The organism is Streptomyces alfalfae (assembly GCF_004127445.1).
Classification (GTDB): domain Bacteria; phylum Actinomycetota; class Actinomycetes; order Streptomycetales; family Streptomycetaceae; genus Streptomyces; species Streptomyces alfalfae.
The window spans coordinates 773219-793339 of record NZ_QEXM01000043.1; the positions used below are offsets into that span (position 1 = coordinate 773219).

Here is a 20121-nt window from a genome sequence, read left to right on the forward strand (position 1 = left end):
CCCATGTATCCCCTGCGTCCCGGGCACCCCACGCCTCCCGCGCACCGGCCCGTGCTCCTCGTCATCGCCCACGGCAGCCGCGACCCGCGGCACGCCGAGACCGTCCACGCGCTGGTGCGCCGGGTGCGGTCGCTGCGGCCGGGGCTGCGGGTGGAGACGGCGTTCCTCGACTTCGACGCGGCCACGGTCCCCGGCGTCCTGGAGCGTCTGGCGGCCGAGGGCGTGCGCGACGTCGTGGCGCTCCCCCTGCTGCTGACGCGCGCCTTCCACGCCAAGGCCGACATCCCGGCCGTCCTGCGCGGCGCCCCCGCGGGCCTGCGCATCCGCACGGCGGCGGTCCTCGGCCCGTCCCCGCTGCTGATGGCCGCTCTGGAGCAGCGCCTGTACGAGGCGGGGCTCGACCCCGCCGACAAGTCCTCGACCGGGGTCGTGCTGGCCTCGGCGGGGTCCTCCGACCCGGAGGCGATCGCAGTGATCGCTGACATCGCGCGGGAGTGGCGGCACACCGGTTGGTGCGCCGTGCGGCCTGCGTTCGCCTCCGCTTCCCTGCCGCGCACGGAGGACGCCGTGCGCGCGCTGCGGGCCGAGCCGGGGGTGCGGCGGGTGGCCGTCGCGCCCTACGTCCTCGCCCCCGGTTTCCTGCCGGACCGCATCGCGCGCGGCGCCGCCGGGGCGGACGTCCTCGCGGACGTCCTCGGGCCCGCGCCGACGGTGGCCCGGCTGCTCGTGCGGCGCTATGACGAGGCCCACGTTTGCGGCACCCGCCCGACGGCTCCTCTGGCGCGGACACCCGCACTGGCCTAGCTTGTGGAGCCATGACCCCGAGCCGATCCCGCACGCTGTGGCTGCGGACCGAACCCCTGCACGCGGTGATCTACTTCGAGGAGCACTGCCGCGGCCTCGGCCGCGCCGTGGGTCTCAAGGGCTTCTGGATGGGGTACTTCGCCGGCCGCACCGCCCCGATGGGCCGTGTCGGGCCCGGCGTCGCCGCGGCGGCCCTCGGGGTCTTCGCGCCCGCCATGGTCGAGCGCGCCCTGCCGTCGGCCTGGGAGTACGTGTCGCCGGACCGCGTCGTCGAGGAGCGGGCGCGGCACACGGCACGGGCGCTGCGGCACCTCGTGCCCGACGTCGAGAGGCTGGCGGCCGTCGTCAACGGCCCCCTGGCCGCCGCCGTCGCGGAGGCGCCGCCGCTCGCCCGCCCGCTGTTCGCCGCCAACCGCGCCCTCGCCGACCGCGCCGACCCGGTCGAACAGCTCTGGCAACTGGCCACCTGCGTACGGGAGTTCCGCGGCGACGCCCATGTGGCGGTCCTCGCCGACCACGGCCTGGACGCCCGCGAGGCGCTGGCGCTCGCCGCCGTCACCGGACGGGTGGACGCGGGCGGCATCCGGCAGGCCAGGGGCTGGACCGAGGAGGAGTGGGCGGCGGCCGTGGACCGGCTGCGGGGCCGGGGCCTGATCGACGGCTCGGGCCGGGTCACCGACCGCGGGCTCACCGAGCGCGAGCAGGTGGAGGACGACACGGACCGCCTCTCGGGGCACCTCCTGCGCCCCCTGCCGAGGACGACGACGGACGCCCTGCTCACGGCCCTGCTCCCGGCCGCCCGTTCCGTCCTGGACTCCGGCATCCTCCCCTTCCCCAACCCGATCGGCCTGCCGCACACGGCGGGTTAGGGGGCCTTTGCCGGGGCGGCCGGAATCGGCCGAGCCCTGGCCGGAGCACATCACTTGCCCCCCGGACCCGGGCCCCCTAGCGTCTCGCGGATGACACCCGAACTGCGGTCCGAACGCCTGACGCTCACCGCCTACGTCGCCTCCGACGAGACGCGCTTCGTGGCGCTGTTCCAGGACGAGGCGGTGGGCCGCTGGTTCGGTGAGGGCGTGCAGAGCGCCGCCGAGGACCGTGCCCTCTTCGGCCGGATATTCAGCCTGGTCTACGCCGAGGAGCGCTTCCCCGTCTGGGCCGTGCGGCACGAGGGCCGCTATGTCGGCCACGCCGAGATCAAGCCCTCCCCCGAGAGCTGGCTCGACGGCCACGAGATCGTGTACGGCCTGACCAGGGAGAGCTGGGGCCTCGGGCTCGGCACCGAACTGGCGCGGCTGCTCACCTCGTACGGTCACGAGACGCTGGGGCTCGCCGAGGTGCACGCGACCGTGGACTCCGAGAACACCGCCTCGCTCGCCGTCCTCAAGCGCCTCGGCTACACCCAGGGCCGTGAGGTCGCCGAGGACAACGGCAGGACCACCCTGCTCCTCACCTCGCGTCAACCACTCTGACCGTCGTCGAAGGGCGTCCCCTGGTGGAACCAGAGCCGCCAGCCGTCCTCCGTGCGCCGCCACAGCGAGCTGCGGTGGGCCTTGTGGCCGTTGCGGTCGGTGTCGAAGGTCAGGTGCACCAGGTCGTCGGCGAGCTGGACGCCCCGCATGCCGGACGTGGTGGTGGGGCCGGAGTTCGGGTCGGGGCGGGCCATGAGGACGCTCACGATCGACGCCCGGTCCCAGCGTGTCCCGGAGGCCCCGATCTCGGTGAACTCCGGGTGCAGCAGGGCCTCGAACAGCTCGGGCGACGCGCGCACCTCGGGGTCGAGGAGGTGCAGTTCGCCGTCGATGGCGGCGTCGACGGCGGGGTTGCGCTCAGTCACGGGTCATCTCCACGAGCTGGGTGACGGTGTTCCAGTTACGGGTGGTGGCGACGAGGCCCTGGTTCACGCGGGGCCTCGCGAGCCGGTCGGCGAGCCTGGAGCGGCCGAGGCCGTCGGGCGCGTAGAGGTAGAGGGCGCAGTCGCCGAGCCTGAACTCCTCCGGCGCGTATGCCGGCCGGTCGACGGCGGCGAACCTCTCCGGGTCGACCGGCGCGGAGAAGTAGGTGACGTGGAGCTGCTTGGGCGCCAGCTCGGCCGCCGGGAAGGGGCAGGCGTCGGCCACCGCCCGCAGATAGGCGCCGTCGCGCACCAGGACGTCCACGGCGTAGCCGAAGTGCTCCTCGATCGCCGTCCGCAGCCCGGCGGCGAGCGACTCCTCGTCGCCGCCGTCCGCCGTGAACACGGCGTTGCCGCTCTGCAGGTACGTCCGCACGCCGCCGTGCCCGAGCCCTTCGATGAGCGCGCGCAGGTCGGCCATCGGCACCTTCTTGTGGCCGCTCACGTTGATGCCGCGCAGGAGCGCCGCGTAGGTCCTGGTCACCGTCGCCATGCGCCCACGATAGACAGGCGACGGGCGGTGCGGGGCGCCCGCATGGCGGAGCGGTCGCCGTGCCCCGTGGGGGTGGGCACGACGACCGCGGCTCATGGGAGGGGCGGCGAGGACTACTCGACGACCTTCAGGAGCTTGTTGGGCGTGCCCTCGCTCGGGTTGGAGATCTTGTCGGGCGTCGCGCCCTCGGTCAGGGCCGTGGCCACGTCCGCGGGCTTGGCGTCCGGGTGGGCGGCGAGGTAGATCGCGGCCGCGCCCACGACGTGCGGGGTCGCCATCGACGTGCCGGAGATGGTGTTGGTGGCGTCGTCACCGGTGTTCCAGGCGGACGTGATGTCCGAACCCGGGGCGTAGATGTCGACGACGTCGCCGTAGTTGGAGAAGTCGGACTGCTCGTCGTCCTTGGTGGAGGAGGCGACCGTGATGGCCTCCTTCACGCGGGCCGGGGAGCCCTGTGAGGCGTCGGTCGACTCGTTGCCGGCCGCCACCGCGAACGTGACGCCCGAGGCGATGGCCTTCTGCACGGCCGCGTCGAGGGCCTCGTCGGCGCCGCCGCCGAGGCTCATGTTGGCGACGGAGGGGCCCTGGTGGTTCTTGGTGACCCAGTCGATGCCCGCGACGACCTGCTCGGTGGTGCCGGAGCCCTGGTCGTCAAGGACACGCACGGCGACGATCTTCGCCTTCTTGGCGACGCCGTGCGCCTCACCGGCGATGGTGCCGGCGACGTGCGTGCCGTGGCCGTTGCCGTCGTCGGCGTTGTCATCGTTGTCGACGGCGTCGAAGCCGGAGGTGGCACGGCCGCCGAAGTCCTTGTGGCTGACGCGGACGCCGGTGTCGATGACGTACGCGGTGGCGCCCTCACCGGCGGTGTCGGGGTAGGTGTACTTGCTGTCGCCCGCGGTGTCCGTCTGGTCGACGCGGTCCAGGCCCCATGACGGCGGGCCGTCCTGGGTGGCGTCGATGGTGAACTTCTTGGACTGGACGACCTTGCCGACGGCCGGGTCGGCCGCGAGGCGCTTGGCCTCGGTCTCGCTCAGGCCCTTGGCGGAGAAGCCGTTGATCGCGGAGGAGTAGTTCCGCTTGAGCTCGCCGCCGTACTCCTGCGCCAGGTCGCTCTTGTCGCCCTTGTCGGCCTTCTCGTCCATCATCACGATGTAGCTGCCGGCGACGGCGCCCTTGGCGTCGAGGCCGTACACCTTGCCCTCTGCGGGGGTGGCCGCTCCGGCGAAGGAGGTGGTGGCGAAGACCGTGACGCCGATCGCGGTGGCGGTGGTGGCTATCGCGGCGGTGAGCTTCATCGAGCGAGCGCGCTTGTGAGTTGCCATGAAGAGGGGTCTCCTCGTGGTGCATGTGGGGGGATGTGGGGGTATTCAGCTGTCTCGCGAGAAGGGGGGCGTCATGGCGACAAAGTCGCCGCGACGGTCCTCGCGGCCCGGAAGATCTCCGGGTGTTGGGACGAAACCCTGACGGATTGACGCGCGCAGATCAATACCTTCATGCACCTGTGACTTGTTCAACAAGGTTCTGTAATAACAAACGGGATCTGTCACACGGGAACGGACATCAGGAGGCCGAACCACCCCAACCCGGGCCCCGCGCACCCCTTTTCCGGCCACCCGGGGCAGGGGCGCCGCGTCACACCGTGGTGGCGACCCGCTCCTCCTCGAAGGAGTCGATCGTCCGCGTGAAGTCCCTCGTCGACAGCAGCAGCTTGTAGATGATGGCGAGCTCGAAGACGAGCAGCAGCGCGCCGGACACGATCGTCGCGGGCATCACCGCGTCGAAGAGCGGGCCGATCATGAAGACGCCCATCTGGAACTCGATGCCGCTGATGAGGTGCGCCCTGATGCGGTGCCGGAGCAGGAAGGAGCGCGCCCGCAGATAGAGCGGGAACTTGCGCCGGAACTCCTGGTGGAGGTCGATGACCTGAGCCTTGGGGGCGGCGGCCGAAAGGGCCTCCCCCGCACCCCCGGCCTCGGCGCCTGACCCGGCTCCGGTTCCGGCCACCGCCTCGGCGCCGGGCTGGGCCGGAACGGTGTACGGGGCCTCGCCGCGCGCCTTCTGCAGGTCCTGCTCGATGTCCGCCTGGGGGTTGTCCCGCAGCAGGTCCTCCATGAAGGCGAGCTCCGCCTCGTTCTGCGCCCGCCGCGCGGCCCGCATGCGCGTCTTGATCTGCTTGCGCATGGTGTGCCGGATCTTGAAGATCTCCAGGGAGTTGATGTACCGCAGGGTGTCGAGCCCCACGACGGCGAGCGCGAGCCAGATGTAGAAGGTGTCGCCGGTGCGCCCGTACTGGCCGCCCATCAGGGCGACACCGCACACCATGACGCGGATGCGGTCGAAGACGAAGTCGAGCCAGGCGCCGAAGACGGAGCCCTGGCCGGTGAGCCGGGCGACCTTCCCGTCCATGCAGTCGAGGACGAAGCTGACGTGGTAGATGACGGCGCCGAGGACCAGCCACTGCCAGTCGCCGAACGCGAAGCACGCGGCGGAGCCGAGCCCCATCAGGAACGCGCCCCACGTGATCTGGTTGGGCGTGATGTTCGTGCGCATCGCGGTGAACCGCACGAGCGGCGTGGCGACCGGGTCGACGAGCAACACGGTCCACCACGCGTCACGCTTCTTCTCGGTGATGCGGCGCACCTCTGCGAGGGGCGGTATGTCTCGGCGCATGGGGGTCAACTTCCTGGCGTTCGACGGGAGTTCATCTCACGCTAGGGAGGGGTTCATTCCAGATACAAGATCTCCCCCGTGCAACCTTCAACCGGGGGTAACGGTCAACCTTTCAGGACGAGTCAATGGCCCTGCCAGAACAAGGGCACGTTACCTGAGCGTTACCGAAAAACGTCACGGAGCGTTATCCCGAAAGGGGAACCGCCGGGCGCGGTGACTCCGACGGGGCGGGCGCGTGACGTCACGTCACACCCCGTCAGGCCCGCGCCTTCGCGAGTTCCGCCTCGATGAGGTCGGCCGCCATCTTGGTGCCGCCCTCGGCCGCCATGGACGTCTGGATCTCCGCCAGCCGGCGCGCCACCTCGGGGTCGTCGACCAGCGCGAGGGCCGCCTCGCGCAACGCCCCGGCGTCCGCCTCCGCCATCGGCAGATGCCGGGCGACACCGAGCCCCTGCAGCATGTCGGCGTTGCCGAACTGATCCGCGGCCTGCGGCACGGCGACCATCGGCGTGGCGGTGGCGAGCCCTTCCTGGCTGCCGCCCGCACCGGCGTGCGTGATGAAGGCGTCGGCCTTCCTCAGCACCGCGAGCTGCGGCACCCAGTCACGCACCTCGATGTTCGCCGGCACCTCGCCCAGCTCACTCGCGTCCACGTGCTTGCCCACCTGGAGCACCACGTGCCAGCCGGGCAGCCCCCCGAAGGCCTCGACGCACGCGCGGTAGAAGCCGGGCTGCTTGGTGAAGGCCGAGCCGAGCGAGACGAGGAGCACCTTCTCGACGCCGGCGGGCCGCTCCCAGTCGCCTTGCGCCGCCCGGTCGCCCTGGCAGGCGCCGACGAACGTGTGGACGCTCTCGTCGACCCGGTCGGCGTGCGGCTGAAGCGCCTTGGGGATCAGCACGAGGGACCGCGGCGGCCGGCCGACGAAGGGGTCGGGGTCCTGGTCGATCCCGTTCTCGGCGAGCCAGGCGATGAAGCGCGCGTAGTAGGCCCGCCCGCGCTCGCTCACCTTCAGCTCCGCGTACATCGGCTCGGCGACCTCCTCCTCGTACCCCTCCCAGGCGACGAGGTTCGGCGAGAGCGAGATCTCCGGGACGCCCCAGCGGCGGGCGAGGACGCGTGCGGGGTACGAGGTGATGTCGTGCAGCACGAGATCGGGCTCGTCCCCCTCGTAGGCGCGGGCCAGCTCCGGCAGGACCTGGATCGCGTCGTCCAGGAACGGCTCGATGTTGTCGATCAGTTCGGTGCCCCAGGCCTCCGGGTCGTCGTCCGGCGAGGGCAGCGTCGTGGTGTACGGCCGGGGCTCGGCGCCGGTCTCGGCGACCTTGTCCGCGAAGACGTGCGGAATGGCGTACGTGACGCGGTGCCCGCGGGCGACGAGCTCGCGGATGACTTCGAGGCTCGGGTTCACGTGCCCGTGCGCGGCGATCGAGAACATGGCGACATGGGCGGGCCGGGGTGTGGTCATACCCGGGAGCTTAAGCGAGACGATACGTCTCGTGCAACATTTTCCGCGCCTTACCCGCGGCCGCCTCATGGCCGTACGGCGTCACTCGACGCCGCCGCCGCCGCCGTGGCCGTCAGCGCGGCCGCGGGCCGGCTCCCCGGCGGCGGTCTCGTTGTACCGCGACAGATACTCCGCGAACCGCGACAGATCCGCCTCGCTCCACTCCGCGAGCCGCTCCCGGAACGCGACCCGCCGGGCGTTGCCGACCTGGGCGAGCACTTCGTCGCCCCGCTCGGTCAGGTGCAGCACGTGCACGCGATGGTCCGCGGGGTCGCGCCGCCGCTCGACGAGCCCGGCCTTCTCCAGCGCGCCGACCTGCCTGCTGATCGTCGACTTGTCGAGGGTGTAGTGCGCGGCCAGGTCCGTGGCCCGGCAGCCGCCCTGGAACTCCAGGTGCCCCAGGAGCGTGAACGAGACGAGCGACAGCTCGGGATGCATCCGCGCGGCGGTGGCACGCGCGCGCCGCGCGAAGGCGGTCATCTCCCGCTGGATGGTCTCGATGGCGTCGCCGCGGGGACCGGCGGGCGCGCCGTCGCCCTCCGGGGGGTCGGCGGAGGCGGCAGCCGAGGAGCCGGCCGCGGAACTGTCTCGCTCGGACACGATTTCACCCTTTCCGTGGATGGTTGTAGAGTACAACATCGGGGTGGGTTGCATATACCAACTACCTGTCGGCCCGACTGCCCGGCTGCCTTGCTGTCTTGCTGCCTTGCTGCCCGGCTGCCCTCGTCGGCCCGGCCGGCTGTCCGGTGACCTGCCGGCCACCGGCTTCGCGCCTCCCCCTTCACGCCACGCCCCGAGCAACGGAGAACGCCCATGTCCGCCACCGCGGAATCCGCCCCCGGACCGCGCGACACCCTGCGCCACGTCCTCCTCCACCTGGTCACGCCCCTGCTCATGTGCCTCGGCATGGGCCTCGCCTACATGGGCGCCTTCGTCACCCCCGAGCCGAACCACCTGCCGGTGGCGGTCGTCGGCTCTGGCCCCGCGGCCGACTCCGTCGCGCAGGGCGTCCGTGCGGCGGCGGGTGACGCGCTCGACGTGCGGTCGCTGCCCGACCGCGGGGAGGCCGTGGACGCGCTGAGGTCGCTGGACATCGCGGGGGCCTACATCCCCGACGCGAAGGCGCCCGAGCTCGTCGTGGCCTCGGCGGGCTCCGACATGAGCGCCATGGCGGTGCAGAAGATCTTCACGCCGCTCGCGGCGGAGCAGGGCGCACCGCTGAAGGTCACCGATGTGGCGAAGCCGGTCGCCGACGACCCCACCGGCCAGGGCCTGTTCTTCCTGCTCGTCGCCGTGAGCATCGGCTCCTACGCCTCCGTGGCCGTGCTCGGCGCCGCGGGCGCGGAGCTGCGGATGCGGGCCCGCGCGGGCCTCGTCGTCGGGGTCTCCTTCGCCGTCAGCCTGATCGGCGCGGCGCTCGCGGGACCGATCTTCCATCTGGCGCACCACGGCCTCTGGGGCGTGTGGGCGATGGCCTGGCTCTACTCGGCCGGCGTCCTCTTCATCGGCGTGGGTCTGCACACGTTCTTGAAGCGCTGGACCACGCTGACGATGATGGTGCTCTTCGTGATGCTGAACTTCACCACGTCCGGCGGCCTCTTCCGCCCCGAACTGCAGAGCGGCTTCTTCGGCTCGCTGCACTCGTTCTGGAACGGCGCCGGCTTCGTCGAAGGCATCCGCGCCCACCTCTACTTCGGCGGCCACGACCTCCCCGCCCACGTGGGGACCCTGATCGCCTGGCTGGCCATCGGCCTGCTCGCCGTCGCCGTCGCCGCCCTGTGGGAACGGCGCCGCCCCGTGGCACCGGCCACCGAGCCCGCCGAGGAGGAGGAGATGGAGGAGTCGGTCGCCGTCTGACGCCGGCCGGGCTCGGCGCACGAAAGTCCCGGCGCACGGAAGTCCCGGCGGCACGCCGTCGTACACGGCGTGGTCGCCGGGACTTTCCCGCAACGCGCCCCCGGCCACCGGCCCCAGCGCCCGGCCGCCCCTACCGCTGGTACCGCGCCAGCACCCTGTTCCCGTCCTCCACCAGGCGTTCGCGCAGCTCGGCCAGGTCGATCGCCCCGCTGTAGTACTCCTGGAACGCCGGGGTGGCGACCTTGTCCTTCCACTCCGGGTAGCCGCGCACCGCTTGGGCCGGGGCCGGGCGCAAGTGCTCGGCCAGGGCCGTGCCCGTGGCCCAGTCGTCCTTGTCCGTGTGCAGCGCCGGGTCGCGCAGCGCCTCCTCGCCGGTCGGCAGCATCCAGTCGCCGCGCGCCAGCTTCACCATGTTCGGCGGCTGGAGGAAGAAGTCGATGAACTCGGCCGCCTCCTTCTTGTGCCGGCTGTCCTCCGCGATGGACAGCGTCTGCGGGCTGACGCCCTGCGCGAGGCCATCGGCCCCCGCGGGCGCGGGCAGGACCTGCCAGTCGAAGCCCTTGGGGGCCTGCTGGGCGATCTGCTGGCGGTACGAGAAGCCGAGCGGGACCATCGCGTACTTGCCGCCGAAGAAGCCCGGGAGCGTGTCGGAGCCGCCCATGCCGAGGGTGACGCCCGAGGCGCTCTTGTCGGTGTTCACCTGGTCGTGCACCGTGCGCGGCATGACCGCGTCGGCCGTGCCGAAGCGGATGTCGACCTTGCCGTCCGCGCCCCTGTGGAACAGTCGGCCGCCCGCCGACAGCGAGAGGTTGAGCGTCGCGGAGACCGGCTCCTTCAGCGGCCAGGCGACGCCGTACTTCCCGTCCTCGCCGTCACCGAGCCGGGCCGTGACGCGCCGGAACTCCTCCCAGGTCCACGGCTTCTCGGGCGTCGGGATCCGTACGCCCGACCTCTTCAGCCACTTCGCGTCGGCGATCAGGACGCGCGGCTCCTGGAGGAAGGGCACGCCGTAGATCTTGCCGCCGAACGTCGTCGTCTGCCAGCTCCGCTCGGGGATGTCCGACCGGAGGCGCTCGGGGAGGAGGTCGCCGAGGTCCGCGAGATAGCCGCCGTACGCGAAGTCGGCGAGGTCGTCCGAGGCGTCGTGGATGATGTCCGGCGCCTCGCCGCCCTCGAAGGAGGTGAGCAGCTGGTCGTGGACGCTGTCCCAGCTGCCCTGGACGTACTCGACCTTGACGTCGGGGTGCGTGGCGTTCCACTCCTCGACGAGTGCCTTGTTGGCGTCGACGGACTCCTTCTGCCAGGCCAGGGACTGGAACTGGAGGGTGATCCGGCCGCCGTCGTCGTCGCCAGAGCCACCACTGCATCCGGCGAGCAGCAGGGTGAGCGCGGTGGCGGCGCCGAGGAACCGGGCGCGGCGGAAGCGGAACCGCGGGGTGCGCATCAGGCCTTCACCGCCCCGGCCAGCATGCCGCCCGTGATCCGCTTCTGGATGATCGCGAAGACGACGAGCGAGGGGATGGTCGCGAGGAAGGCCGCCGCGGCGAGCGGGCCGAGGTCGGCGACGCCCTCCGCGCCGATGAAGCGGTTGAGGATGACCGGCAACGTCTGCTTCTCCGGGGTCTTGAGCAGGACGAGCGCGAAGAAGAACTCGTTCCACGCGGTGATGAAGGCGAACATCGCCGTGGCCACGATGCCGGGCGCGAGCAGCGGCGCGACGACCGAGACGAACGTCCGCGCCTTGCCCGCGCCGTCCACCGCCGCCGCCTCCTCCAGCTCGGCGGGCACGGCTCTGACGTACCCGACGAGCATCCACAGCGCGAAGGGCAGCGACCACACCACGTAGACCATGATCAGGCCGAGCAGGGAGTTGATCAGGTGCAGGTTCTTCAGGATCAGGAAGAGCGGGATGATGATCAGGACGAACGGGAACGCCTGGCTGATCACCACCCACCCGGTGGCCGCCTTCGCGAGGCGGTTGCGGTGCCGCGCCATGACGTACGCCATCGGGGTCGCGATGACGACCGCGATCAGGGCCGCGCTGACCGCCGCGACCAGGGAGTTGCCCGCGGCCCGCAGCAGCGGCTGCTCGTCGAAGGCCTGGCGGAAGTTCTCCAGGGTCGGGTCCTGCGGAATCCAGGTCGGGTGCAGGCTGCCCAGTTCCCGTGCGGGCTTGAACGCCGTGGAGATCAGCCAGAGGAACGGAAAGGCCAGGAAGACGAGGTAGGCGGCGAGCGCCACGTACTGCGCGGCGCGCGTGGTCCTCTTCGTGCGCGTCATGCCTCGTCGCCTCCCTTCAGACGGCCCACCAGGTAGAAGGCGAGGATCACGGAGATCACGGCGACCATGACGCAGCCCATGGCCGCCGCGTACCCGAACTGGCCGTAGCGGAAGGCCTCTTCGTAGGCGAAGAGCATGGGCAGGCGGGTGCGGCCGCCGGGGCCGCCCTGGGTGAGGACGTAGACCAGGGCGAAGGAGTTGAAGTTCCAGATGAAGTTGAGCGCGGTGATGGCGAGGGCGATCGGCTTGATCGCGGGCCAGGTGACGGTGCGGAACCGGCGCCAGGCCCCCGCCCCGTCCATCGCGGCCGCCTCGTGCAGCTCGCGCGGGGTGTTCTGGAGCCCGGCGAGCAGCGCGACGGTGGTCTGCGGCATGCCCGCCCAGATGCCGACGACGATCACGGCGAGGAGCGCGGTGGCCGTGCCGGTCAGCCAGTCCTCGCCCTTCCCGAGGCCGAGGCAGGAGAGCGTTTCGTTGAGCACGCCGGCGTCCGGGTGGTAGACGAGCCGCCACATGATGCCGACCACGACCTCGGGCATCGCCCACGGGATGATCGCGAGCGCCCGCGCCAGCCAGCGCATCCGCAGCGGCTGGTTGAGCAGCAGGGCGAGGCCGAGCGCGAGGAAGAACTGCGGCACGGTGACGCCGAACGCCCACAGCAGACCGATCCGGAACGAGTCCCAGAACAGCGTGTCGTGCAGCAGGTCCTGGAAGTTGAGCGCGCCGATCCACTGCGTGGGCTCCGTGCGGCCCGACTGGGAGTCGGTGAAGGCCAGCGCGATGCCGTAGAGCAGCGGGCCGACGCTGAGGACGAGGATCGGGATCAGTGCGGGCAGCACGAGGAACCACGCGCCGTGGTCCGGCGGTCCGGATGTCCGCGGGCCTCTCGCTGACCGCTTCGTCGCGGTCGCCAATGTCACGGGATCGGCTCCTTTGGGCGGCTGGGGTGGGTCCGGCCGCCCTGGCGGCCCCCGTCATCGTGCTGATGTGATCTTGTTACGTCAAGCGACCGCGCGGCCCGCGCACACGCCGTGGCCAGTGCGAATGCGACACTGTCGGCGATCCGGGTGATCGGGTGACGGGTGCGGGAGGCATGGGATGGACGAGACGCGGGCACGGTGCGTGCTGGACGCGGCGGCTCTGGCGGTTCCGGCGGGCGGGGCCGAGCTGATCGCGCTCGGCGAGAACGCGGTGTTCGCCGCCGGTGACGTCGTCGTCAAGGTCGGGCGCGCCTCGCCCGAACTGCTCGACCGCGCCCGCCGCGAACTCGCCGTCGCCCGGTGGCTCGAACAGGCCGGCGTCCCCGCCGTGCGCGCCGCCGAAGGCGAGGCCCGCCTCGTGGACGGCCATCCGGTCACGGTCTGGCGCCGGCTCCCGGAGGCCGTGCGCCCCGCCGAGCCGCGCGACGTGGCCGCGCTCATCCGTCGCGTACACGCACTCGAACCCCCCTCCTTCGAGCTGCCGCGCCGTGAACTGCTCGGTGGCGTCGAGCGCTGGCTGCGGCTCGCGGGCGACGCCGTCGACCCGGCCGACGCGGACTATCTGCGCCGGCGCAGGGACGGCTTCGCCACCGCCGCCGCCGCGCTGACCCCGCACCTCGCCCCGGGCCCGATCCACGGCGACGCGCTGCCCCGCAACGTCCTGGTCGGCCCGGAAGGCCCCGTCCTCGTGGACCTGGAGACCTTCTCCTTCGACCTGCGCGAGCACGACCTGGTCGTCATGGCGCTCTCCCGCGACCGCTACGGCCTCCCGGCCGAGGCCTACGACGGCTTCGTGTCGGCCTACGGCTGGGACGTGCGGGAGTGGGACGGGTGCGCCGTGCTGCGCGGGGCCCGGGAGACCGCGAGCTGTGCCTGGGTGGCCCAGCACGCACCCGCCAACCCCAGGGCACTTGAGGAGTTCCGCCGGCGCGTGGCGTCGCTGCGGGACGGCGACCCCGAGGTCCGCTGGTACCCCTTCTGAGCCGGGGCGGCCGTCCTCAGCTCTCCCGCAGGGGCCACACGCCGTCCACCACCGCGCCCGCGTCGCCCTTGCCGCGCAGGAAGGTCTGGAAGTCCGCCGCCCACTCCGCGTACCACTCGGTCTGGCGGCGGTGGAGCTCCGCCGGGCCGAGTATCGCGATCTTGGGGTGGCGGTCGGCTATCGCGTGGGCCAGCCGGACCGCGGCGAGGGCGTCGGCCAGGGCGTCGTGGGCCGACTCCAGGACCACGCCGTACTCCGTGCAGACCGCTTCGAGGTTCCGCTTGCCCCTGCGGTAGCGGTCCGCGCGGCGGTCGATCGTATACGGGTCGATGACCGGGCCCGGCTCGGCGCCGCCGAGGCGCTCGCTCAGGGACGGCAGGCCGTGCCTCCGCAGTTCGGCGGAGAGCAGGCTCAGGTCGAAGACCGCGTTGTACGCCACGACCGGGACACCCGAGAGCCAGTACGACGTGAGGACGTCGGCCACCGCCCCCGCCACCTCGTCGGCGGGTCTGCCGTCGGCCGCCGCGCGCTCATCGGTGATGCCGTGCACGGCCACCGCGTCGGCCGGTATCGGAACGCCCGGGTCCGCGATCCAGGTGCGGTGCCCCAGCGTCTCACCGGCCTTGAGCTCGACCACCGCCGCCGTGACGATGCGCGACTCGGCCGGATTCGTCCCTGTCGTCTCCAGGTCGAACCCGACCATCAGCTCTTGGTGCCAGCCCATGGCCGCCCCCTTCTTCGTGGTGCTTTCCCCCAGTGACCACCACGATCGCATGCGCCACTGACAACGGGAGGACCGCGTTCCGCTCAGCCCGCCACCACGCCCGCCACCACGGCTTTCACGACACCGGCCGCGAGTCCGCCCACGCCAGCTCGAACTCCTCGCGGTAGGTGGTGAAAAGACCGCCTTCGCCCGGATCGTCCGACTTCACCACCCGGCCGCCGCCCCGCAGCACGAGCACCGGCGCCTCCATCCCCCGCGTCCTGCGCAGATACGACTGGACGACGGCTATGCCGTCCGACCCGTCCCCGTCGACCAGGTACGCGGTGAAGCGCGGCGTCTCGTCGAAGACCTGGATCTCGAAGGCGCCGGGGTCCCGCAGCCGCGCCCTGACCCGGCGCATGTGCAGGATGTTCATCTCGACCGTGCGGCTCAACTCGCCCTTTTTGATGCCCAGTTCCCGCTCACGGCGCTTGACCGCGCTGCTCGCCGGGTTGAGGAAGAGCAACCGCGCACGGCAGCCGGACTCGGCCAGCCTGACGAGACGGCGCCCGGAGAAGTTCTGCGCGAGGAGGTTGAGGCCGATCCCGATCGCGTCGAGGCGGCGGGCGCCGCCGAAGATGTCCTCCGCGGGGAACTGCCGCAGCAGCCGCACCCGGTCGGGGTGGACGGCGACCACGTCCGCGTACCGGTCGCCGACCAGGTCCTCGACGGCGTCGACGGGCAGGCGCCGCGCGGAGGGCGTGTCGGTGCCCGCGCCGAGGATGTCGAGCAGCCTGGCCGAGGCACGCTCGGCCTGGGCGAGGACCGCCTCGGAGAGCGCGCGGTTGCGCGAGACGACGTTGCGGGTGACCTCCAGCTCGTCGAGGGCCAGCTCGACGTCGCGCCGCTCGTCGAGGTACGGCTCGAAGCACGGCCAGTGCTGCACCATCAGCTCGCGCAGCTGGGGCAGTGTCAGGAAGCTGAGGACGTTGTCGTCGGCGGGGTCGAGCAGGTACCCCTTGCGGCGGCTCACCTCGCGTACGGCGACCGCCCGCTGCACCCACTCCTGACCCGCGGGGCCCGCGGCGGCGACGACCCAGTCGTCGGCGTGCACCGGTTCGTAGACCGGGCGCAGAACAGCGGCCACGACCGCGCGCAGCCGCTGCTCCACCAGGTTCAGCCAGATGTAGGCCCGCCCGGCGCGCTGGGCGCGCGTGCGGACCTCGCGCCAGGCCTCGGCGTCCCACTCCAGCTCCGGACCTATCTGGGACGCCGTCTCCATCGGCCGCGCCAGTGACACCGCTCCGGCGGGTACGTCCGCGGAGCCCCCCTCGTGACCCTCGTCACCTGGGGGCAGCTCCCGCCCACCCGAGCTCACCCGCGCACCCGCCTTCCGCTCCCGTGCACTCTCCCCCGTCAACGATCAAGGAAGGGTACTCCGGGAGCGGCGGGCGGTGCAGCCCGATGGGCAGGGTGGCCCGTCAGCCGCCCAGGGGCGGCTGGCCGTTCTGCCCCGCGAGGTCCTGCGGAGTGAGCGGGCTCATGGCGGTGACGTCGCGCGCCGCCAGCGAGAAGCCCTGCCAGTGGACCGGCATCGGCTGCTGGTCCTCGTCGCGCGCGATGTGGTGGAAGCCGATGTGCACCCAGGTCACGGGGTGCGTCATCGTCTGGCCGTTGACCCACTTGTCGACGCTGGTCGGCGCGGAGCCGGCGCATCCGGGGTTGTTGCTCGCGTACTGCTCGCACTTCTTGTACTGGGTGAAGTACACGTCGTGCTTGGTGAACTCGCGGCCCGCGTGCTTGTTGCTGGGTCCGGGCACGATCTCGTACGACCTGGGGTGGCCGTCCTTGTTCTTGCCCGCGCCGCTGACCACGCGCCACCAGCGCATGTCCTTGCGGTTGCCCGCGAGCTCCTTGGTGACCTTGGTGCGGGTGGTCTTGGTCTTGGGGCTGCCCTGGCCGGTGGGCGGGGTGACCGTGGAGTCGTACTGCTCGACCTTGGCCTTCGGGGAGCCGTCCAGGCCGAAGTTCAGCCGCCAGAAGACGTTGTGGGCGTGGCTCTCTGCCTTGGCCTGGTCGCCCTTGCCGATGGGCCAGCCGCGGCTGTCGCCGCCGTCGTAGTCGTACGGCGAGAGGCTGCCGGTCGCGCCCACGTTGGAGGTGATCGTGCCGTCGGAGGAGAAGCGCCACTCGGTGATGTACTCGTACCAGGAGGCCTTGTTGACGGTGTAGACGAGCAGGTCCTTGCCCTGGCCCGTGTAGACCTTGCCGGTGCCGCCGGTGCTCGCGTCGTCGTTCAGGCGGTAGGCGTGGCCACGCGCGCGTGTGGTGGTGCACAGGCCCTTGACGTTGCCCCGGTGCGGGACCTTGACGGTCTTGATGGTGCCGCCGGGGCACTCGCTGGTCTTGAGGTTCTGCAGGGCCTGGCCGAAGTCGGTGCCGGTGACGTCGTCGTACTCGGCCTCGCCGTCGTCGTAGGGGACGTGCACCTGGGCGAGGCGGGCGCTGGTCAGGACGGGTATCGGCTTGGGCTCGCCCTTGGGCTGGTAGCTGACCTTGTCGAGTATCAGCCCCGAGAGCGTGTTGTAGTGCCAGCACATGCGCCAGGTCGTGCCGCCGTCGAGGGTCTGCTCGATCTTGTAGGCGTCACTGCAGTCGGCCGCGGCCGCGGCCGCGGCCGCGGGGGCGCTGGGCGCCTGCGGTGCGGCGGAGGCGGGGGTGGCGGCGCTCAGGGCGCCGCCGATCAGCGCGGAGACCGCGACGGCCATGGTGGCCCGGCCGCGGGCGCGCGAAAGTCTGTTGACGTGCATTGCGGAATGAACTCCCTCATACGAGGAGAAGACGAGTGTGGTGTCCGGCTCGGGCACGGCTGCCGTGCCGCGCGGCCGGGTCAGCCGAGACGGCCCACCGTGCCGGCGCTCAGGTCCACGACGAGGGACCTGGTGTCGATCCAGGGGCCGCTCTTGACCTTGGTGACGACCTGGAGGCAGCGGTGCTTGCCGCACTCCGCCAGCTTCCCGGGCACGCGCTCGACGGTCTCCTTGCGGAAGACCATGCCGCTCAGTTCGAGCTGGCCGGGACCCGTGAGCGCCTTGCCGGTGGCGTGCTTGAAGTCCTTCTTCAGGCCCTTGCCGAGCGGGTCGGCGATGAGCAGCCTGGCGCCCTCGACGAGCTCCTCCTGGCTGGGCGGCGGCTGGACGTTCTGGGCGGTCGTCGTGTCGTCCACCTTGCCGGTCTCCAGATTGACCGTCTTGGTGATGACCGCGTCCTTCTTGTAGTCGTAGTAGACGACTTCGGCCTTGCGCTGCGCCGCCGCGCCGACGTTGGCCGGGTCCGGCTCGCTGAGGTTCGTGGACAGCAGCTGCGGGCCGCGGTCCCCCTCGACGTCCCTGGCGCTCGAACGCATCGGCGCCGACACCGACACCTTCTCGGCCCGCTCGATCTCCTCGTCGGTCAGCGGATCGCTGCCGACGCCCTTCGCGCCCTCCTCGGGCGCCTCCTCGACGACGCCGTTCCTGGCGATGGCGTCCTGTTCCTGTGCCGCGGCGTTGGCCTGGCGGCCCCCCGACTCGCCGGCCCCCGCTCCGGGCAGAGCGACGCCCACCAGCACGGCGGTGCCGGCCGCCGCGACCGCCGCGCCCGCCACCACCTTCCCGAGGTGGCGTCTGACTGTTTCGCGCACTTACTCCCCCTACTCCCCTGGCACCCCATTTGTGGGCATGCCCAGTATGTGGTCAGGGGGTTAGACGGGTTGAACTCAGCAGTGGTTGCCCCACTTTTGGGCAGACTCTGGCCAATGTGGCCCCGACCCGAGGGGGCGTGAGTGAAAGAGACTCTGCATGCAGGTCTGGCCTGGACAGGCGTACCCGTTAGGCGCAGCGTACGACGGAGCCGGCACGAACTTCGCGGTCTTCTCCGAGGCCGCTGAGCGCGTGGAGCTGTGTCTGCTGCACGACGACGGCTCGGAGACAGCCATCGAGCTGCGCGAGTCCGACGCGTTCGTACGGCATGCCTACCTCCCCGGCGTCATGCCGGGGCAGCGGTACGGCTTCCGCGCACACGGTCCCTACGATCCCGGACAGGGACACCGCTGCAACTCCGCGAAGCTGCTCCTCGACCCCTACGCGCGCGCGGTGAGCGGGCAGGTCGACTGGGGCGAGGAGGTGTACGGCTACCACTTCGACGACCCCGACAGGCGCAACGACCTGGACTCGGCGCCGCACATGATGACGTCGGTGGTGGTCAACCCGTACTTCGACTGGGGCGACGACCGGCCGCCCCGCACCCCCTACCACCAGACCGTGATCTACGAGGCCCATGTCAAGGGCCTCACGATGCTGCACCCCGACCTCCCCGACGACCTGCGCGGCTCGTACGCGGCACTCGGTCACCCGGCGATCATCGAGCACCTCACCGGCCTCGGCGTGACCGCCCTCGAACTGATGCCGGTCCACCAGTTCGTGAACGACCACCGCCTGGTCGACATGGGCCTGAACAACTACTGGGGCTACAACACCATCGGCTTCTTCGCCCCGCACAACGCGTACGCCTCCTGGGGCGACCGGGGCGAGCAGGTTTTGGAGTTCAAGCAGGCCGTGAAGGCGCTGCACGAGGCGGGCATCGAGGTGATCCTCGACGTCGTCTACAACCACACCGCCGAGGGCAACCACCTGGGCCCCACGCTCTCCTACAAGGGCCTGGACAACGCCTCGTACTACCGCCTGACCGACGACCCCCGCTACTACATGGACACCACGGGGACGGGCAACTCGCTGCTCATGCGGTCGCCGCACGTACTCCAGATGATCATGGACTCGCTGCGGCACTGGGTCACGGACATGCACGTGGACGGCTTCCGGTTCGACCTCGCGGCGACGCTCGCCCGGCAGTTCCACGAGGTGGACCGGCTCTCGTCGTTCTTCGACCTCGTGCAGCAGGACCCCGTCGTCAGCCAGGTGAAGCTGATCGCCGAGCCCTGGGACGTCGGCGAGGGCGGCTACCAGGTGGGCAACTTCCCGCCGCTGTGGACCGAGTGGAACGGCATGTACCGCGACACCGTGCGCGACCTGTGGCGGGGAGAGCCGCGCACCCTCGCGGAGTTCGCCTCCCGGCTCACCGGCTCCTCCGACCTCTACCAGGACGACGGGCGGCGGCCCCTGGCGTCCATCAACTTCACCACCTGCCACGACGGGTTCACCCTGCACGACCTCGTCTCGTACAACGACAAGCACAACGAGGCCAACGGCGAGGACAACCAGGACGGCGAGAGCCACAACCGCTCCTGGAACTGCGGCGCCGAGGGCGAGACCGACGACCCGGGCGTGCTCGCCCTGCGCGAGCGGCAGAAGCGCAACTTCATCGCCACGCTGATGCTCTCCCAGGGCGTGCCGATGCTCAGCCACGGGGATGAGTTCGCCCGCACCCAGGGCGGCAACAACAACGCCTACTGCCAGGACAACGAAGTGGCGTGGGTGCGCTGGCCGGACGGGGAGAGCCCGCTGCTCGCCTTCACGCGCGCGATGGCGATGCTCCGGCGCGACCATCCGGTCTTCCGCAGGCGCCGGTTCTTCCACGGCCGCCCCGTCCAGGGCACGCGGGACGAGCTGTCCGACATCGCCTGGTTCACCCCGGAGGGCGAGGAGATGGAGGAGAGCGACTGGAACGCCTCGCACACGCGTGCGCTGAGTGTGTTCATGAACGGCAACGCCATCTCGGAGCCGGGGCCGCGCGGTGAGCGGATCACCGACGACTCGTTCCTGCTGATGTTCAACGCCTCGCCGGAGCCCCTGGGTTTCGTCGTTCCCGTCAACCACGGGCGGCTGTGGCAGGTCGTGGTGGACACGGCGCTCGAAGAGGGGGTCGAGCCGGACGCGGGCCCCAAGGTGCGGGCCGGGGACCGCCTGACGCTGACGGACCGGAGCCTCACGGTGCTCCGGCGGCCGGCGTGAGGG

Annotated in this window: 18 protein-coding genes and 1 pseudogene; 6 read left to right on the plus strand and 13 right to left on the minus strand. The window is 71.4% G+C overall.

The features are described from left to right. Nucleotides 1–3: 3 nt before the first annotated feature. The 3 genes from DCW30_RS26475 (at nucleotide 4) to DCW30_RS26485 (ending at nucleotide 2276) form a co-directional block, all read left to right on the plus strand. Nucleotides 4–804 (plus strand): sirohydrochlorin chelatase, encoded by an 801-nt coding sequence (locus tag DCW30_RS26475; RefSeq protein WP_076683969.1) that lies wholly within the window; start codon nucleotides 4–6, stop codon nucleotides 802–804. 11 nt (nucleotides 805–815) lie between these two features. After that, on the plus strand, nucleotides 816–1673 hold the full coding sequence (locus DCW30_RS26480; RefSeq protein WP_076683970.1) for an SCO6745 family protein: 858 nt from the start codon (nucleotides 816–818) through the stop codon (nucleotides 1671–1673). A 90-nt stretch (nucleotides 1674–1763) separates the two neighbouring features. Next, nucleotides 1764–2276 (plus strand): GNAT family N-acetyltransferase, encoded by a 513-nt coding sequence (locus tag DCW30_RS26485; RefSeq protein ID WP_076683971.1) that lies wholly within the window; start codon nucleotides 1764–1766, stop codon nucleotides 2274–2276. Here the strand turns inward: DCW30_RS26485 and DCW30_RS26490 are convergent. From DCW30_RS26490 to DCW30_RS26515, 6 genes and pseudogenes are all read right to left on the minus strand, one after another. Beyond that, nucleotides 2264–2641, minus strand: a complete 378-nt coding sequence (locus tag DCW30_RS26490; RefSeq protein ID WP_076683972.1) for a nuclear transport factor 2 family protein — start codon at nucleotides 2639–2641, stop codon at nucleotides 2264–2266. The genes DCW30_RS26485 and DCW30_RS26490 overlap by 13 nt on opposite strands. Continuing rightward, nucleotides 2634–3182: a DUF1697 domain-containing protein gene (locus DCW30_RS26495; RefSeq protein ID WP_076688762.1), complete on the minus strand. Its 549-nt coding sequence runs from the start codon at nucleotides 3180–3182 to the stop codon at nucleotides 2634–2636. The genes DCW30_RS26490 and DCW30_RS26495 overlap by 8 nt, the downstream gene beginning before the upstream one ends. Before the next feature lie 122 nt (nucleotides 3183–3304). Beyond that, a complete protein-coding gene (locus tag DCW30_RS26500) occupies nucleotides 3305–4516 on the minus strand; it encodes a S8 family peptidase (protein ID WP_076683973.1) in 1212 nt (403 codons plus the stop codon). Between the two features lie 310 nt (nucleotides 4517–4826). Then, entirely contained in the window at nucleotides 4827–5864 is a 1038-nt protein-coding gene (locus DCW30_RS26505; protein WP_076683974.1) for a CDP-alcohol phosphatidyltransferase family protein, read from the minus strand. Nucleotides 5865–6120: 256 nt separating this feature from the next. Continuing rightward, nucleotides 6121–7369, minus strand: a pseudogene (gene mgt, locus DCW30_RS26510) (macrolide-inactivating glycosyltransferase). Between the two features lie 41 nt (nucleotides 7370–7410). After that, complete coding sequence (locus tag DCW30_RS26515; protein ID WP_076688764.1) at nucleotides 7411–7848, minus strand: MarR family winged helix-turn-helix transcriptional regulator; 438 nt, start codon at nucleotides 7846–7848, stop codon at nucleotides 7411–7413. Between the two features lie 333 nt (nucleotides 7849–8181). Between DCW30_RS26515 and DCW30_RS26520 the strand changes: the two genes are divergently transcribed. Then, on the plus strand, nucleotides 8182–9225 hold the full coding sequence (locus tag DCW30_RS26520; protein WP_076683976.1) for an ABC-2 transporter permease: 1044 nt from the start codon (nucleotides 8182–8184) through the stop codon (nucleotides 9223–9225). 130 nt (nucleotides 9226–9355) lie between these two features. Here DCW30_RS26520 and DCW30_RS26525 read toward each other — a convergent pair whose 3' ends face one another. Genes DCW30_RS26525 through DCW30_RS26535 form a run of 3 tightly spaced genes read right to left on the minus strand, consistent with a single transcriptional unit; the run spans nucleotide 9356 to nucleotide 12425 of the window. Continuing rightward, a complete protein-coding gene (locus DCW30_RS26525) occupies nucleotides 9356–10669 on the minus strand; it encodes an ABC transporter substrate-binding protein (RefSeq protein ID WP_079249954.1) in 1314 nt (437 codons plus the stop codon). After that, nucleotides 10669–11505, minus strand: coding sequence for a carbohydrate ABC transporter permease (locus DCW30_RS26530; RefSeq protein WP_062775443.1), 837 nt, complete (start codon nucleotides 11503–11505; stop codon nucleotides 10669–10671). Before DCW30_RS26530 ends, DCW30_RS26525 begins: the two co-directional genes overlap by 1 nt. After that, nucleotides 11502–12425 (minus strand): carbohydrate ABC transporter permease, encoded by a 924-nt coding sequence (locus DCW30_RS26535; protein WP_076683977.1) that lies wholly within the window; start codon nucleotides 12423–12425, stop codon nucleotides 11502–11504. Before DCW30_RS26535 ends, DCW30_RS26530 begins: the two co-directional genes overlap by 4 nt. A 178-nt stretch (nucleotides 12426–12603) precedes the next feature. On the opposite strand from DCW30_RS26535, the gene DCW30_RS26540 reads away from it, so the two are divergent. Continuing rightward, the gene (locus tag DCW30_RS26540; protein WP_076683978.1) at nucleotides 12604–13467 is read left to right on the plus strand and encodes a phosphotransferase enzyme family protein; all 864 of its coding nucleotides are present in this window, start codon (nucleotides 12604–12606) and stop codon (nucleotides 13465–13467) included. 16 nt (nucleotides 13468–13483) lie between these two features. Here the strand turns inward: DCW30_RS26540 and DCW30_RS26545 are convergent, their stop codons facing one another. From DCW30_RS26545 to DCW30_RS26560, 4 genes are all read right to left on the minus strand, one after another. After that, nucleotides 13484–14191 carry a 3'-5' exonuclease gene (locus DCW30_RS26545; RefSeq protein WP_076683979.1) on the minus strand — a complete coding sequence of 236 codons (708 nt, stop codon included), beginning with the start codon at nucleotides 14189–14191 and terminating at the stop codon, nucleotides 13484–13486. 115 nt (nucleotides 14192–14306) lie between these two features. Further along, nucleotides 14307–15548 (minus strand): SAV2148 family HEPN domain-containing protein, encoded by a 1242-nt coding sequence (locus DCW30_RS26550; RefSeq protein WP_076683980.1) that lies wholly within the window; start codon nucleotides 15546–15548, stop codon nucleotides 14307–14309. Between the two features lie 103 nt (nucleotides 15549–15651). Further along, complete coding sequence (locus tag DCW30_RS26555; protein ID WP_076683981.1) at nucleotides 15652–16980, minus strand: copper amine oxidase; 1329 nt, start codon at nucleotides 16978–16980, stop codon at nucleotides 15652–15654. Between the two features lie 80 nt (nucleotides 16981–17060). Then, nucleotides 17061–17852, minus strand: coding sequence for a hypothetical protein (locus DCW30_RS26560; RefSeq protein ID WP_062775463.1), 792 nt, complete (start codon nucleotides 17850–17852; stop codon nucleotides 17061–17063). 157 nt (nucleotides 17853–18009) lie between these two features. On the opposite strand from DCW30_RS26560, the gene glgX reads away from it, so the two are divergent. After that, the gene (glgX, locus tag DCW30_RS26565; protein WP_062775466.1) at nucleotides 18010–20118 is read left to right on the plus strand and encodes a glycogen debranching protein GlgX; all 2109 of its coding nucleotides are present in this window, start codon (nucleotides 18010–18012) and stop codon (nucleotides 20116–20118) included. Nucleotides 20119–20121: the final 3 nt, after the last annotated feature.